The following is a 15,597-nucleotide window of genomic DNA, read 5'->3' as shown; positions in this document are numbered from 1 at the left end:
GTGTGCCTATGTATTTGATTTCGGTTACAAACTCATTATTGGCACTAGGCATTTCTGATATTGATACCGATTATGATAGGTATAGACACCATACCGATAGTTATGCATTGAGATATAACTACGAACGCAATTTTAAGAAAACCTTTCCAAAAGAGCTATTAGATGATTTTGAAATCGATTTGGTTTATCAAATGGGACTGTTTGATCCCGTAAAAGAAATTGATGGTGCCAAATCATTAATTCGGTTTTTTAAAGATAGTAATGTTCCTTTTTGTTTTGCTACAGGTGCATTGCCTAAACCTGCTATGATCAAATTAGATCAATGTGATATCTGGTATGATGAAAAACTATTAGCAACTTCAAAAACACACGAGTCGAGAGAAGGTTTTGTTTTGGATGCTATAGAAAGGTCAAAGATATATTATGATAAAGAAAATTTTGACCGTATTGTATCAATAGGAGATGGTGTTTGGGATTTAAAAACAGCCCAAAATTTATCTCTTGATTTTGTGGGTATCGGAGATAAGAACAGAGTAAAACTCCTGGAAAGCGGTGCTAAACATTGCTTCTCTACGCTGTCAGCATTCAAAGAATCACTGATTTAATTTTTAGGAGCTCTTAGTTTTTGCATTAAGGTGGAATCAAACTCTTTTTTAAGCTTGGTAATTTCAGCTACGTTTTCGTTAGGGATGGCAATAGATAACACATAGTGTTTTATTTTCCAGCCATTAGTAGTTTTTTGAAGGATACCACTGCCTCGACAAATCCCCATTTGAGTATCTAATAACTCATCAAACCAGGCGATATCACTTTCGTTTTTCACAAAAATATTTCTTTCAAGAGTAGAGAAACTCCAAGCTTTTCCTTTATCAAAATATGGTTTTGAAAAGGCTTTAAACTCAGAGTTATTCCAATTTTCTGTAGGATCAGTTCCTATAAAAATTGCATCTTCGGTCATAAGACCAAAATAAACTTCAAAATTGGCATCTGCTGCAGCTTTGTGCCATTGCTCAAGAGTCGTATTAATTTCAGTATTTTGTTGTGCAAAACAAAAACTACAGATGAAAAGTAATAAAGATAAGATTGGCTTTTGCATTCGTTTTATTTTATAGGTGGTTTCTCTTGATCTTCGAGTTCTCTTAAAAGTTCTTTTTCAATATTTTCTGGGATCGCTAATGACAATTCATTTAATTGTATAATCAAACTATTATAAGCTTTAATCAATCTTGTATTAGCTTCCATAACCATATCAGAATCTTTATTTTTCTTTTCAGATAATAGTTTTAGTAAACCTGTTTCAGTAGATAGAACACTAATTCGGGAGTTAATAGTGTTTATATTTAGGTCTTCAGAAAGGTTTTCCTTAAACGTGCTCACTAGTAAATCTATACTATCAACATGTTTGTTTACGTAAAAAGAATTTCCATTGCGTAATACGGTTATAAAACTTCTCAGATTCTGAAAATCCTCAAAAATTTCAAGACTTCTTTCTGCCTCTGGAGAAAGTTTTAGAAGATTTAATTTAATTTTTTCTTTAGAAAGACTATCCAGCTTAGCAACAGGGTTTTTTCCTTGTATATTGGTGGTTTTTTCACCTTGACACCCAAAACAAACTAGTATAATCCCTAAAAAAAGAAATATTCGCATCCTATATTTTTATAGTAAGGACTCAAAAATAAGATATTTATGTCAAAATGATAGTATTCTTGCAATCAAAAAGATTTGATACATTTTCTATAATAATTTGCCAAAATTATATTCAAAAGAATAAAGCGAGTAAAATGTCTTTCTGATACATGAGTTCTATAATTTTTAAGCTTTACATAAAATGATATGTTGTTTTTATGAACCCAAAATATACATTTTCCTGAATCTGGAAATTTCCCTTTGATTTATCACTTATTGTCTATCATGTAACGAATTCTAATTGGATACGGATGAATTCTAAATAGGGCTAAATTTTAAAAGGCACACAAGTTACTTTTGTGATGATTTTTTTTATTTAAACTAACACAAACACAAATCACTTACCTAAACCTCATGATCATGAAAAATTTAAACTTTAATGAGAGGATGTTTTCTGGCATATTTAAAAAGATGTGTATGACAACCTTTCTATTGATTCTTTCTTTTTCTTCTTATGCACAAGATAAGAAAGAAGTTGTTGTGGGAACTGTAAAGAGCTTCTCAGAATCAGTATTTTCGAATAAGTCAAGAAATAACAATTTTACTATTAAGTTATCAGATAAAGAATCATATAACCTTAAGATTAATGTTAAAAAGAGTACTGTAGATGGATACTTTGTAACTGGTAATGTATTAGTTAACAGGGCTAAATCAGATGCTACAACAGAGCCTGTTTTTAGTTTTACTAAAAATGATGAAAAAATATCTGGGGAGATTATATTTTATGATCAGAAAAAAGCATTTAAGATTTCAACTAATAACAAAGGACAAGTATTAGCAAGCGATCAGGATATTCATAGTATACTATGCGTAGATTTTGAAGAAGAAAAAGCTGCCGCTAAAAATGATTCTGGTGTAATTATCCCGCAAAAAGCGCAAATACAATTAGAGAGTCTTCCCGGGGCATCTCATGTTATCTATCTTGATTTTGATGGAGAAGTAGTGTCTGGTACTCGTTGGGTAGGAGGTAGAACAATTAATGCAAAACCTGCTGGTTTTAGTGATGAAAAAATTCTTGCGGTATGGCGAATTATGGTAGACGATTTTAATCCTTTTAATATAAATGTGACTACCAGAAGAGATGTGTTTGATGCTACCCCAAAAAACCAAAGAATGATGGCAATATTTACGCCAACAAACGATGCAGCTCCTGGATCAGGAGGAGTAGCATATCTAAATTCTTTTAGTTGGAATTCTGACGATCCATGTTGGGTATATAACCTAGGAACAAGAACAGCTGGAGAAACAGGATCTCATGAGGTAGGACACACTCTTGGATTGGCACACGATGGCACAAGATCAGGAACTACATATTATTCGGGACATGGACAATGGAGCCCAATTATGGGTTGGAGTGCTAATAAAACATTAGGTCATTGGAGTAAAGGAGAATATAATGATGCTAATAATACGGAGAATGATTTAGCAATTATTTCAAATTCTAGAAACGGTTTCGGGTATAAAAAAGATGATCATGGAAATACTATAAATAGTGCTACAGAATTAGTATCTGATAGTAACGGAAATGTATCTAAAGTAGATAATGAAGGAATCATTGAAAAAACATCGGATAAAGATCTATTCTCTTTTCAAACTTCAGGAGGAGAGGTGAATTTTTCTTTTGATCCAAATCCATACCATCCAAATTTAAATATTAAAGCAAAGTTATTAAATAGCAATGGTGAAGAAGTTACATCCTCTGATCCACAAGGTTTAAAAGCATCTATAAGTACTACTTTACAAAGTGGAAAATATTATATTGAAATAGATGGAGTAGGAGAAGGAAACCTGTCTACAGGTTATTCTGATTACTCTTCTTTAGGATTGTTTTCGATTTCTGGGAAGTACCCTAAAGGAAATAGTACAGATACCGAAGCTCCAAGTGTTCCAACAAACTTATCCGCTTCAAATGTTGAGCAGACATCGCTGTCTTTATCATGGGTAGCTTCTACAGATAATGTTGGAATAACAGGATATGATGTTTACCAGGGAAATGTGAAGATTACGAGTGTTAGTGGTACTTCTTATAATGTTACCGGATTGACAGCAAATACTACGTATGAGTTTAGAGTAAAAGCTAAAGATGCCGCAGGAAATACTTCTGGATTTAGTAGTACAGTATCAGTTACTACAAAAGAAGCTACAGATACCGAAGCTCCGAGTGTTCCAACAAACTTATCCGCTTCAAACGTTGAGCAGACATCACTGTCTTTATCATGGGGAGCTTCTACAGATAATGTTGGAGTAACAGGATATGATGTATACCAGGGAAATGTGAAGATTACCAGTGTTAGTGGTACTTCTTATAATGTTACCGGATTGACAGCAAATACTACGTATGAGTTTAGAGTAAAGGCTAAAGATGCCGCAGGAAATACTTCTGGATTTAGTAACACAGTGTCGGTTACAACAAAAGAAGCTACAGATACTGAAACTCCAAGTGTTCCAACAAACTTATCCGCTTCAAATGTTGAGCAAACATCACTATCTTTATCATGGGTAGCTTCTACAGATAATGTTGGAGTAACAGGATATGATGTATACCAGGGAAATGTGAAGATTACCGGTGTTAGTGGTACTTCTTATAATGTTACCGGATTGACAGCAAATACTACGTATGAGTTTAGAGTAAAAGCTAAAGATGCCGCAGGAAATACTTCTGGATTTAGTAGTACAGTATCAGTTACTACAAAAGAAGCTACAGATACCGAAGCTCCGAGTGTTCCAACAAACTTATCCGCTTCAAACGTTGAGCAGACATCACTGTCTTTATCATGGGGAGCTTCTACAGATAATGTTGGAGTAACAGGATATGATGTATACCAGGGAAATGTGAAGATTACCAGTGTTAGTGGTACTTCTTATAATGTTACCGGATTGACAGCAAATACTACGTATGAGTTTAGAGTAAAGGCTAAAGATGCCGCAGGAAATACTTCTGGGTTTAGTAATACGGTCTCGGTTACTACGAAAGAAGCTACAGATACCGAAGCTCCGAGTGTTCCAACAAATTTATCCGCTTCAAATGTTGAGCAGACATCGCTGTCTTTATCATGGGTAGCTTCTACAGATAATGTTGGAGTAACAGGATATGATGTATACCAGGGAAATGTGAAGATTACCAGTGTTAGTGGTACTTCTTATAGTGTTACCGGATTGACAGCAAATACTACGTATGAGTTTAGAGTAAAGGCTAAAGATGCCGCAGGAAATACTTCTGGGTTTAGTAATACGGTCTCGGTTACTACGAAAGAAGCTACAGATACCGAAGCTCCGAGTGTTCCAACAAATTTATCCGCTTCAAATGTTGAGCAGACATCGCTGTCTTTATCATGGGTAGCTTCTACAGATAATGTTGGAGTAACAGGATATGATGTATACCAGGGAAATGTGAAGATTACCAGTGTTAGTGGTACTTCTTATAGTGTTACCGGATTGACAGCAAATACTACGTATGAGTTTAGAGTAAAGGCTAAAGATGCCGCAGGAAATACTTCTGGGTTTAGTAATACGGTCTCGGTTACTACGAAAGAAGCTACAGATACCGAAGCTCCGAGTGTTCCAACAAATTTATCCGCTTCAAATGTTGAGCAGACATCGCTGTCTTTATCATGGGTAGCTTCTACAGATAATGTTGGAGTAACAGGATATGATGTATATCAGGGAAATGTGAAGATTACCAGTGTTAGTGGTACTTCTTATAATGTTACCGGATTGACAGCAAATACTACGTATGAGTTTAGAGTAAACGCTAAAGATGCCGCAGGAAATACTTCTGAATTTAGCAACACAGTCTCGGTTACTACAAAAGAAGGAAGTACAACAGATATCTGTGAAGGAGTACAGGTATGGGTATCAGGAGTAAATTATGCTGTTGGAGATCGAGTAATTTACAGGAGTTATGTTTACGAAAGAACTGCTAACGGATGGATAAAACTAGGGAGATGTGATGCGAGTTTTTGTGAAGGAGTAGATACTTGGGTATCGGGAGTACGTTATAATATAGGAGATCAAGTGGTATATAGAGGTAATCTGTGGGAACGTGGTGCAAGAAGATGGAGGCTTGTTTCATCTTGTAGTGAACAAGCGAACAAATTTGATTCAGCTGCTCCACCGCAAAAGATGAGTGTGTACCCTAATCCGATAAGTGGAAGTGTACTAAACATTGTTTTTAATCCTTCTCAAGAAGCAACCTATAGCATTTATAATTTATTAGGAGAAACAGTATCTAGTGGCTATTTTAAATCTTCTGTACAAGTTGATCATTTGCAAACAGGAACATATATTTTGAAAGTTACTTCTGATAAAACACAACATGTTACTCGATTTGTAAAAGAATAAAGAAAGATGAAAAACTAAAAAAAATAGACTTTTATATTTAAATTAGTCTACAGAATTTAAAAAACAGCTATAGTGACCATTTAACTATAGCTGTTTTCTTTTGAATTCACTTTTCACTTTTATAGTATTTTGTATACTAAGATTGTGATTAATTTATTTTCTGTAAGAGAGGGTTAAATGCTTTTGAAGCGACAATTACTTTGTCTCCCACAGCTATTGTTTGAATATCGTTTTCTTCAGCAACTATTTTTACAAAATTCGAACCTACCAAAATAGTAACAATATGAATTATATCTTCTTTTTCAATTTGAATTATTTCACCCGAAAACTGAAATTTTCCACTTACTTGTTTTGTAGTAAATACTTCAATAGGTCTCCCTTGTTTAATTATTTTTCCATTTTCAATACTAAATACAGTATCAGACATTTTTATAACTTCACCTATCTCATGGCTTATAAGTAGGGTAGTTAAATTAAATTGCTTATGTACTTTAAGAATATAATCTTGTAGCTTTGTACGCATTTTTATATCTAATGCAGAAAGAGGTTCATCCAGCATTAAAATTTCTGGTCTTCTTACCAATGCTCTTGCTAAGGCCACTCTTTGTTTTTGTCCCCCGGAAAGATTTTCAGGTTTTCGATCTTGTAGATCACCTAGTTCGATAATATCTATGAGTTCATTAACAACTTTCTTGTTTTGACCTTTCTCTACTGCAAAGAGAAGATTTTCTTTTACAGTCATATTAGGAAATAAAGCATAATCCTGAAACACAAATCCGATTTTTCGTTGTTGAGGTTTTAGACAAATTCCTTTTTTGGTATCAAGCCATGTTTTTTGATTCACTGTAATTAGTCCTTCATCTGTTTGTAGTAATCCAGCAACCATTCTAAGTATAGAAGTTTTACCCGCTCCAGAATCCCCATACAGTGTAACTAATTGACCTTGCTCGATATTGATGTTAACATCAAGTTGCATTGCTCCATTTGCTGCTGTTAATTCTTTTTGCAAAGCTATATGTATCATTTCCAGAATCTTTTTAAATACCCACCATTAACCAGATATACCAGTAATAAGATGCTAAATGTAATTGCAAACAAAATGAGCGAATACCAATTTGCTACATCATAATTAAGAGCCTCTACTTCATCATAAATAGCAATAGAGGCCACTTTTGTTTTTCCTGGCATATTGCCACCGATCATTAATACGACACCAAATTCGCCAATGGTATGAGCAAAAGCCAATACAACTCCTGTGAGTAATGATGGTTTTATATTAGGAAGTAATACTTTGAAAAGAGTTGTAATTTTAGATTTTCCTAATACATAGGATGCTTCTGTTATTGATGAAGGCAAATTTGAAAATCCAGCTTGAATAGGGTGTACCATGAACGGTAAACTATAAATAACCGATGCAAGAACAAGTCCCTGGAATGAAAAAATAAGTTGTATGCCTAGATACTCGTTTAACCAACTTCCAAAAGCATTTGCAGGACTAAAAGCTACTAGCATATAAAATCCTAAGACGGTTGGAGGTAAAACCAAAGGCATACTTACCAAGGTTTCTAAGAATGGTTTTACTCTTGATTTCGTATGAGCAAGCCAATAGGATAAAGGGACAGAAATAACCAATAACAAAAGCGTGGTAACTAATGCCAGTTTAAACGTTAATACTAAAGGTTGCCAATCCATCATTCTGATAACATTATTTCGGTAGTTTTAATCATGGCTGTGATTTTTTCGCCAATTTCTAATTGCAATTGATCAGCAGCATCAGAAGTAATGATTGCGGTTAGATGCCCAACTGTAGAATCAATAGTTAACGTACTTAATAATTGTCCTTTTTTTATATTAATAATCTCTCCGATTGCTTTGTTTTGTATACTTATAGAATGTTCTATTCCTTTTCCAACAATTACTTCTGTTTCTTTGAAAATCATTTTAATATGATTTCCTTGTTTTAAATAGGGAGCTGTATCGGGTGTTTCTATTATAATAGTATTAAAAAAAACAGCTCCAATGTCAACAGTAACCAATGATAAACTACCGTTGGTTTTTATAGACGTTATTTCTCCCTGTAGAACATTCATAGATTAATTTTCTTTTGTTGAATAACCAAAATTTTCGAGAATTCTTCTTGCCTCTGCAGAAGATAAAAAGTCATAGAACTTTTCTGCATTTTCTTGATTATTCCGGTTAAGAATAACAACTCCTTGAGCGATTGCAGAGTAATCTGTATCTTTTATATCAATCCAATTGCCTTTATTGCTCATTTCTGGAGATAAAACTACGGATTTTGAAGTAAAACCAATTTCTGCTGATTTTGAAATAATAAACTGATTAGTTTGTAAAACACTTTCTCCGTATACCAATTTATCTTTTACGTTTTCATAAAGGTTATGTCGTTTTAAAATTTCTATTGTTGCTAGGCCATAGGGAGCCATTTTAGGATTTGCAATTGCAATATGATGTATCTTCGAACTTTTAAGAGTTTCTAGAGATGGATCAATAGTATCAATCATTGACCACATAACTAATTTTCCGTAGCCATATATTTTAGGTGCTTTGATCGCAAAACCCGTATCAAATAATTCTTTTGGATATTTTATATCGGCAGAAACAAATACATCAAAAGGAGCGCCTTCTTTAATTTGCGCGGTTAATTTTCCCGATGAGCTTATAATAAGGTCACAAGCAATACCCGTTTGGTCTGTAAAAGTTTTGGATAACTCTTTCATTGCAAATTGCATATTTGCAGCTACAGCAATAGTTAATTTTCTCTCTGGTTTTTGCTGGCATGCTGTTATCAAATATATGAGAAGTATGAATATTGCTTTTTTCATTTTTTGTAACTGTTCTCCTGTATTACTTTTTTTGTAAAGATAACAACTCAAAAAGCAACCACGTGTAGAGATTGAGTACTATCTAAGTAACTTTTTTATCTAAAGCAATTTTTGATGACACGAACTATGATGTGAAGGTGTTTTATCATATAACTTTTATAGTATTGACCGTTGCTGTTTATTTTGCATACACATTAGGATCAAATTTCTCCATATAAATTTCTGGTTTTGGAAGCTTTGTAAATCCGTATTTTTCATATAGCCATTCGGCAGTACTTGTTAACAAAATCCAACGTCTTAAATTTTGTAAATTAGGATGCCCCATAATGGTTTCCATTAGCCATTTACTTAATCCTAATTTTCTGTAATCTTTGAGGATAAAAATATCTCCTAAATAAGCAATTGTTGAATAATCCGAAATCACTCTTGCATACCCAATCTGTTTCTCCTCAGAATAAAGCCCAAAATTAAGAGAATTCTCTATTGATACTTTTACTGTATCATATGAAATACCATCACTCCATCCTGATTCATTTGTTAGAAAATTATATATTAATAAAACATCCAACTTGTTCTTATCTGTTGAGATGCTATAGTTTTCCTTAGATACTTCCATGTTTTTAGTTTTGACCTGCAATATGATCGAATCCATTACTTTTGAGGATACAAAGTACCGAAATTAAACAGAAATAGCAGTTTAAGGATTATTAAACTGCTATTGTTTGTGTATTATTATCAAAAGGAATTTACCATTTCATTTCACCTTTTACCACTTTAGCACCCAATTGAAGTGCTATACCCAAACCTGCGTTTGGATACAATTTTTGCATGGCAGCGATAAGTTCTTCAGAATTTTTTGATTTTGCTTCTTCCTTCCGATAAGCAATCAAATAGTTTTTAGAATAGGTAATCGCATTACGATTTAAGTTACTGTTATCTAAGGCATGTGCAGAGACAACAACTTCTGGATTAAGGCGTTCCATTTTTTCTAAAACAGATAACCAGGCAACACGTTTTTCTGTCGTGCTCGCATCTGCTATCCATAGATGTAGATTGTCATATACATTTACACCTCCTACAATTGCTTTTAGAGATGGTATCCAGACAAATGTTCTTTCTGGAGTAGAGCCCTCAAGACCTTTTATTTCTATAGATTGGCCTTCGAGATCTATCGTATTTCCTTTTAATACTTGTGGGAAAACAACTTTTTTTGTTCCATTGCTTCCTAGTTTTGGCCCCCAAACCTGTAACTTTTTCTCATATGTTTTTTTGATGTGAGATAGAGTGTGTTGGGTGGCATAAATGGCTACATCTGGGAAAGTGTTTTTAAATACTTCTAGCCCAAAATAATAATCAGGATCTCCGTGACTTATATAAATGGTTGTGAGGTTTTTACCACTTTTTAGGATTTCTGCAACTACGTTATGTGCATCAGAAAGTGTGAATTGCGCATCAATAAGAACTGCGTCTTTTTCTCCATAAATTAAAACAGAAGCGATGTGAAAACTGTTTTCGTCTGCCCGATACACTTTGTATTCTAGGTTTTGTGCTGTACTACTCATTGTTATTGAAATTAATAGTATTGTTATTAAAAAATTGATTTTGTTCATTTTAATGTTCTTTTAAATGATGGTACAAAGTTGCATACATCAATTTTCAAAAACATTGAACTAGTTCAATAACTGTGAGTATCTTGATTATTTTTTTGAAGCGATCTTTTTTCGAATTTTACTTACAAATTCATGTGAGATTCCTAAGTAAGCTGCAATCTGTAAATTGGTAAGTTTTTGTGCTATTTTTGGATAGGTAGTGATAAAGTGCAGATAACGCTCATCTGCTGTATAACTATGATTTCGTATTAGTCTTCTTTGTAAAGAAACCAGAGTTTTTTGTGTCATTATACGAAATAGCTTTTCTACTTTAGGCATTTGCTGATACAGTCGTTCTTTATCTTCTTTATTGATCAATAAAACTTCACTGTCTTCAAGGGCTTGAATTGATAATAGGGCAGGAGCTTGATTTGTAAAACTGTCTATGTCGGTGACCCACCAATCTTCGACAGCAAAATATAAAACATTTTCATTTCCATCATTATCTATTGTAAAAAGACGAAAACAACCTTTAGTTACAAAGCCTTCAAATCGACATACATCACCCTGTCTAAGTAAAAAATCTTTTTTAGAAATAGTCTTTGGGTAAAAGAAATGACTATAGGTCTCAAATTCTGAATCAGAAAATTGAATGTGTTTATCTATATTTTCCTTAAGAAGAGTATATGGCATTTTCTATTTCTGGTTTACAGGTAATATCTTAAACAAATTATTTTTTAAACCCTGTGGTAAACAGATTTCTGGCTCCTTTTATACCACATTTTTGATACGCATGATACGTTTGAGCCGCTCTTTCTTCAATTTGTTTTCCTGTTTCATTTTTAATCCAACCATCGATCGCTGATTTCAATGTATATGCCTCGGGTGCCATTAAATGTGTAGTCCATAAAATGGGGTTTGCTTTTGCGTGTTCTATTTCTTTTGAAAAATACTTCTGACTATAACATGCTAAAACTATAACCTCTCTTTTTTTAATAATCTCTTTCTTGTATGTAATATCTACGTTAAATTCCATTAAACCATCGTGACCGATATATGAAAGTAAATCAGCATCTCCACCAAATTTTAATGTTTCTGAGTTTACTTCAATCGAAATAGGGTTTTGAGAATTAGAGGCCAGTAGAAAATCTTCAATGCAAGTTTGGATTTTTGCACCATCATAGGCATCAGCTAATAAATAGATCTTTTTGGTACTATGTTTAAATAAAACTCTATCTAGTAATACCGGATCATCTATTTCAAAATCTTTTACCAACTTCCAGTCTTTCGCTTTAAACTTAAAGAAAGATTTTACCCCATAACCAGCACCCCAATATAAATTATGTTTTGGATCTTTTCCGTTCCCTAATTTTGCGGGAACAGGAACAATTCCTTGATTTTCATTATCACATAAAGCTACATATACATGAATAGTCTTTACCTGACTATACATTTTACAACATAAAAGCGAGATTAATATCAGGAAGAATATCTTTTTCATGGTTCTGAACACCTATTTTTTTATTTGTTGAATTTACAAACAAATTTCTTATGAGTATTTACAAAGTCTTGATTTTCATAAAAGCTATGAGCGTTTTCTCTTTTAATGTTTGAGGTAACTTCAAGTTGAATTATTTTCTTTTCTTTTGCTATACTTTTAAGTTGATCTATTAGTTTTTGTCCGATCCCTAAACCACGACAACTCTCTGTTATAAACATTTCCTGAATTTCACCAATCAATCCATTATGATGAAGTAGATTTTGAACATGACAACTTAAAAAGCCAACAATTTCATTTTCAACTATAGCAGTAAGATATATATTATTACGGTTATTTAGATTTTCCAGAAAAATCTTTTCTTGTTCATTTTTTTTGAAGGCCTGATTTTCTAATATTTCAATAAAACGATGAATTGATGAGAAATCAGAATCTTTGGCTTTTCTTATTTCTACTTTTTTGTTATGCATATACAGAATATTAGATAGAAGAAAATATGTGGGATTTTATACTAGATATACATAGTTTTTATAGATGCCAAAGTTTTTTGAAAAAGGGAGAGGTCTGATGTCGCTTTGGATACAATTAAGCTCCCTTGTATTAAAATTAAGGTTTGCTCTGCTTTGCTTTTTGCATCATCTTCTGATAAACCAAATGCAATTCCTAAAGTACTAAAACCTATAATCCATTGAGTCATAATTTGATTTAATTGCTTTCCAAATAATTCGATATTTGAATCCATTGTTAGCGCTCTTAAAATACAAGTCTTTTTGCCTCCTCCATAAAGATCATCTATGTTTATGATTGCTTTTTCAAGCCTTTCATCTGGTTGTAAAGTAGTATCAGATAGAGGAGAAAGAATGTTATCAGCTGCCCATTTTTCTACATAATCTAGAACAACAGAAGTAATTTCCTTTTTCCCATTAGGGAAACGATGATATAAACTTGCTTTCTGTAGGCCCGATGAGCCAGCCAGTTCATTAAGACTTGAGCCGTCATAGCCTTTTGAACGAATAACAGACATTAAGCCTTCTAATAAATCCTGATCATTTACTTTTTGTGGTCTCATAGGGCAAATATACAAATAAAAAATATTTTACCAAACGTTCGGTAATGTGTATTTGACTGCAATTTAATACTATATTATTTTATGTCGAAGCCTTATATTCTACTCTTTTAGAAGTATTTTAGTCATTTTCAAATTTTCAAAATCCGTGTTGTCAATTATTATTTCTGCCAATTCTTCTGATTACTTTTATTGTAGTTGGCTATTCTCCTTTAAAGTATTCTGTTACATTTAATATTAAATAGGAAATCTGATATACGGTATCAAACTTCTTAAAATCATTTTTCTTGATTCAATGCAGTTTAATTTACGGCTTATCAGGTATTCGTTCAAATATTTTTTGTTCTTTTTTCTCGATATAATTCAGATTTAAATAAAACCGATGAGCAGATTCTCTTTTCACATTACATCTTACCCTAACGGTTTTAAAATCATTAACGTTACTTTCTAGATACCCGATCAAAGCACTGGCGACTCCTTTTCTTCTGTATTCTTTTCTAACGATAAGTCCTCCGATTTCCAAAAAGGGAGAAGATGTTAATCTAATCGAAAGAAATCCATGTATATATCCAATAATTATATTATTTAAAACGGCTACAAATGCAAAATGATCCTTATTAGCGTTTATTAAAGCCATCTGTTCTAGAATTAAAGATTTATCAATTTGATAGCCAAGTTGCACAGAAAGTTCAGTTATTGAAAGTGCATCAGATTTATGTAGTTCTCTTATTTTAATTTCTTCAAGCATGATACTTATTTGTTTTCTGGTAGCGTATCGAGTTCTTTTCTAACATTTTCAAACCATTCTTTCATAGCTTCAGGAGATTTCATGAGTTCTTGTATTTTATTCATCGCTATAAGATGTGGTTTATCACCCTTCTGAAACATTTGTGTACCGTGATTTTTACTCATTTCGGCTATTTCTTCAAACGTATTGGCATGAAATTCTTTATTACATGCTCCCCCTAGCTGTTTGCATGTCATTGTTTTCATAATTTTCAGTTTTTATGATTAGATAATTGTTCTATTTGATTTTGCTTTTTGTTTGGTTCATGTGTGTTTAATATTTCACATAAAAATTGTTACTTTTCTTCAAGAAACTCTCCAAGTCTATCAAAAACAGACCCCCAACCATTCATAATACCCATTTTTGTTTGTTGTTCACAATATTCTTCTGTTGGATGTATGACATTAAAAGTAAAATTAGTTTTGTCTCCATTTTTTTCAAATAGAGCTTGTATTTCTACACCTTCTGTCATGGGTCTGAAGTTTGCAGAAGAGCATATTTTTTTGAGCTCAACAATTTCTAAATACACACCGTCAGAAATGAATTCGTTCCCGTCTGGCATTTGCATGGTGTATTTCCACTTGCCACCAACTCTAAAATCATGTTCAATTACTTTTGTGTTCATTCCTTTTGGCCCCCACCATTGAGCGATATGTTCGGGATGAGTCCAGGCTTCCCAAACTAATTTTATAGGTACATTAAAGGTTCTTTTTAGGGTTACAGTTCGATTGTTTGCTTCACTTTGATTACTCATTTTCTTTATTTTTTGTTTGTAATTTGGTTAAATAATTTTCGAAAGAATCGAGCCTGTCTTCCCACAGATTTCGATATTGTTCTATCCATAAGAAAGCGGGGATAAGGTTTCTGGGTTGGATTTGGCATAGCCGTTCTCTCCCTTGTTTATTAATAGTTATTATACCACACTCTTTTAAGATTTTTAAGTGTTTTGAAATTGCAGGGCGACTAACGTCGAATTTTTGGGCTACCGTATTTACAGTTAATGTTTCGTCTGCCAGTAACTCTATAATTTCTCTTCTAACCGGGTCGGCTATTGCTTGAAAGACATCTCTTCTCATAATTTTTAAGTAACTGATTGGTTACAAATATAAATGTAATCATTTGGTTACGCAATTTTTTTTACAAGAAATTGTAGCTAACGAATAGAATTAGTTATGAGAGGGTAGTAGTTAAAGCAGAAAGTGGGTATTATTTTTTCTTTGCGATTAACAAGAGAGAATCATTATCCTCAAACTCATTATAATCACTGATGTATAGAATGTCAAAATACTTTAGATAGGCTTTTCTAAGTGTTGATTCGTTATGATAATTTACAAAAAGACCTTTGAAAATTTCAGAACCCTCTCCTTTCCAAAAAGAATGACATAGTATTCCACTAGAATTTAAAATTTCATATTGCCTTTTAACAGTGTCGATCAATTCATTATCATTTAAGTGATGTAATACCTTATTTGAATAAATTCCATCAAATTTTTTATCTGTTTTTAAAGTAATGGCGTCCAACTCAAGGAATTTTCCATTAGGATTTTTGGAGATCAGATGATTCAGAAATTCGGTTGAGTTATCAGAACCAGTAATATCATATGATTTGTTCAGGATTTTCCAATCTGTACCAGGACCCGAACCAATTTCGAGTAAGGTCGAATTGGAAGGTAAAACTTGTTTAAGTTTTTCAATTAAAGATTCTCCATTAACATCTTTTGCTAACCTGATATATTCTTCGACTGATTCTTTTGTTTTATAATACTTTCCTGTCATGATTAATTGTG

General features: G+C 32.9%; 19 protein-coding genes. 2 read left to right on the top strand and 17 right to left on the bottom strand.

The annotated features are described in order from the left end of the window. Positions 1-605, top strand: a 605-nt coding sequence (locus Z054_RS31695; protein WP_024770027.1) for an HAD family hydrolase, incomplete at its 5' end; no start/stop codon positions are given. On the opposite strand, the gene Z054_RS0110525 is transcribed toward Z054_RS31695, so the two are convergent. Both Z054_RS0110525 and Z054_RS0110520 read right to left on the bottom strand, forming a co-directional pair. Then, on the bottom strand, positions 602-1,096 hold the full coding sequence (locus tag Z054_RS0110525) for a nuclear transport factor 2 family protein (protein ID WP_024770026.1): 495 nt from the start codon (positions 1,094-1,096) through the stop codon (positions 602-604). The genes Z054_RS31695 and Z054_RS0110525 overlap by 4 nt on opposite strands. A gap of 5 nt (positions 1,097-1,101) precedes the next feature. Beyond that, complete coding sequence (locus tag Z054_RS0110520; protein ID WP_024770025.1) at positions 1,102-1,647, bottom strand: hypothetical protein; 546 nt, start codon at positions 1,645-1,647, stop codon at positions 1,102-1,104. 399 nt (positions 1,648-2,046) lie between these two features. Between Z054_RS0110520 and Z054_RS30105 the strand changes: the two genes are divergently transcribed. Continuing rightward, positions 2,047-6,027: a fibronectin type III domain-containing protein gene (locus Z054_RS30105; RefSeq protein WP_161635278.1), complete on the top strand. Its 3,981-nt coding sequence runs from the start codon at positions 2,047-2,049 to the stop codon at positions 6,025-6,027. 148 nt (positions 6,028-6,175) lie between these two features. Here Z054_RS30105 and Z054_RS0110510 read toward each other — a convergent pair whose 3' ends face one another. From Z054_RS0110510 to Z054_RS0110440, 15 genes are all read right to left on the bottom strand, one after another. Further along, positions 6,176-7,051, bottom strand: coding sequence for an ATP-binding cassette domain-containing protein (locus Z054_RS0110510; protein ID WP_024770023.1), 876 nt, complete (start codon positions 7,049-7,051; stop codon positions 6,176-6,178). Further along, a complete protein-coding gene (gene modB / locus Z054_RS0110505; protein WP_024770022.1) occupies positions 7,048-7,719 on the bottom strand; it encodes a molybdate ABC transporter permease subunit in 672 nt (223 codons plus the stop codon). Before modB ends, Z054_RS0110510 begins: the two co-directional genes overlap by 4 nt. Next, positions 7,719-8,117: a TOBE domain-containing protein gene (locus Z054_RS0110500; protein WP_024770021.1), complete on the bottom strand. Its 399-nt coding sequence runs from the start codon at positions 8,115-8,117 to the stop codon at positions 7,719-7,721. The genes modB and Z054_RS0110500 overlap by 1 nt, the downstream gene beginning before the upstream one ends. 3 nt (positions 8,118-8,120) lie before the next feature. After that, positions 8,121-8,870 (bottom strand): molybdate ABC transporter substrate-binding protein, encoded by a 750-nt coding sequence (gene modA, locus Z054_RS0110495; RefSeq protein ID WP_024770020.1) that lies wholly within the window; start codon positions 8,868-8,870, stop codon positions 8,121-8,123. Between the two features lie 178 nt (positions 8,871-9,048). Then, a complete protein-coding gene (locus Z054_RS0110490; RefSeq protein ID WP_035091417.1) occupies positions 9,049-9,486 on the bottom strand; it encodes a GNAT family N-acetyltransferase in 438 nt (145 codons plus the stop codon). A gap of 130 nt (positions 9,487-9,616) precedes the next feature. Next, positions 9,617-10,480 (bottom strand): MBL fold metallo-hydrolase, encoded by an 864-nt coding sequence (locus Z054_RS0110485; protein ID WP_024770018.1) that lies wholly within the window; start codon positions 10,478-10,480, stop codon positions 9,617-9,619. Between the two features lie 87 nt (positions 10,481-10,567). Further along, entirely contained in the window at positions 10,568-11,152 is a 585-nt protein-coding gene (locus Z054_RS0110480) for a Crp/Fnr family transcriptional regulator (protein WP_024770017.1), read from the bottom strand. 37 nt (positions 11,153-11,189) lie between these two features. Continuing rightward, positions 11,190-11,960 carry a hypothetical protein gene (locus tag Z054_RS0110475; RefSeq protein ID WP_024770016.1) on the bottom strand — a complete coding sequence of 257 codons (771 nt, stop codon included), beginning with the start codon at positions 11,958-11,960 and terminating at the stop codon, positions 11,190-11,192. Between the two features lie 20 nt (positions 11,961-11,980). Continuing rightward, positions 11,981-12,427 (bottom strand): GNAT family N-acetyltransferase, encoded by a 447-nt coding sequence (locus tag Z054_RS0110470; protein WP_024770015.1) that lies wholly within the window; start codon positions 12,425-12,427, stop codon positions 11,981-11,983. A gap of 41 nt (positions 12,428-12,468) precedes the next feature. Continuing rightward, complete coding sequence (locus Z054_RS0110465; RefSeq protein ID WP_024770014.1) at positions 12,469-13,026, bottom strand: TetR/AcrR family transcriptional regulator; 558 nt, start codon at positions 13,024-13,026, stop codon at positions 12,469-12,471. A 304-nt stretch (positions 13,027-13,330) separates the two neighbouring features. After that, positions 13,331-13,771 (bottom strand): GNAT family N-acetyltransferase, encoded by a 441-nt coding sequence (locus tag Z054_RS0110460; RefSeq protein WP_024770013.1) that lies wholly within the window; start codon positions 13,769-13,771, stop codon positions 13,331-13,333. Positions 13,772-13,776: 5 nt separating this feature from the next. Then, entirely contained in the window at positions 13,777-14,016 is a 240-nt protein-coding gene (locus tag Z054_RS0110455) for a hypothetical protein (protein ID WP_024770012.1), read from the bottom strand. A gap of 89 nt (positions 14,017-14,105) precedes the next feature. Continuing rightward, positions 14,106-14,564 (bottom strand): SRPBCC domain-containing protein, encoded by a 459-nt coding sequence (locus tag Z054_RS0110450; protein ID WP_024770011.1) that lies wholly within the window; start codon positions 14,562-14,564, stop codon positions 14,106-14,108. Further along, positions 14,557-14,886 carry an ArsR/SmtB family transcription factor gene (locus Z054_RS0110445; RefSeq protein ID WP_024770010.1) on the bottom strand — a complete coding sequence of 110 codons (330 nt, stop codon included), beginning with the start codon at positions 14,884-14,886 and terminating at the stop codon, positions 14,557-14,559. Before Z054_RS0110445 ends, Z054_RS0110450 begins: the two co-directional genes overlap by 8 nt. A gap of 130 nt (positions 14,887-15,016) precedes the next feature. After that, complete coding sequence (locus tag Z054_RS0110440; protein ID WP_024770009.1) at positions 15,017-15,586, bottom strand: class I SAM-dependent methyltransferase; 570 nt, start codon at positions 15,584-15,586, stop codon at positions 15,017-15,019. Positions 15,587-15,597 lie beyond the last annotated feature (11 nt).

Source organism: Aquimarina macrocephali JAMB N27 (assembly GCF_000520995.1).
Taxonomy (GTDB): Bacteria; Bacteroidota; Bacteroidia; order Flavobacteriales; family Flavobacteriaceae; genus Aquimarina; species Aquimarina macrocephali.
This window is presented reverse-complemented; position numbering and strand designations above follow the sequence as displayed.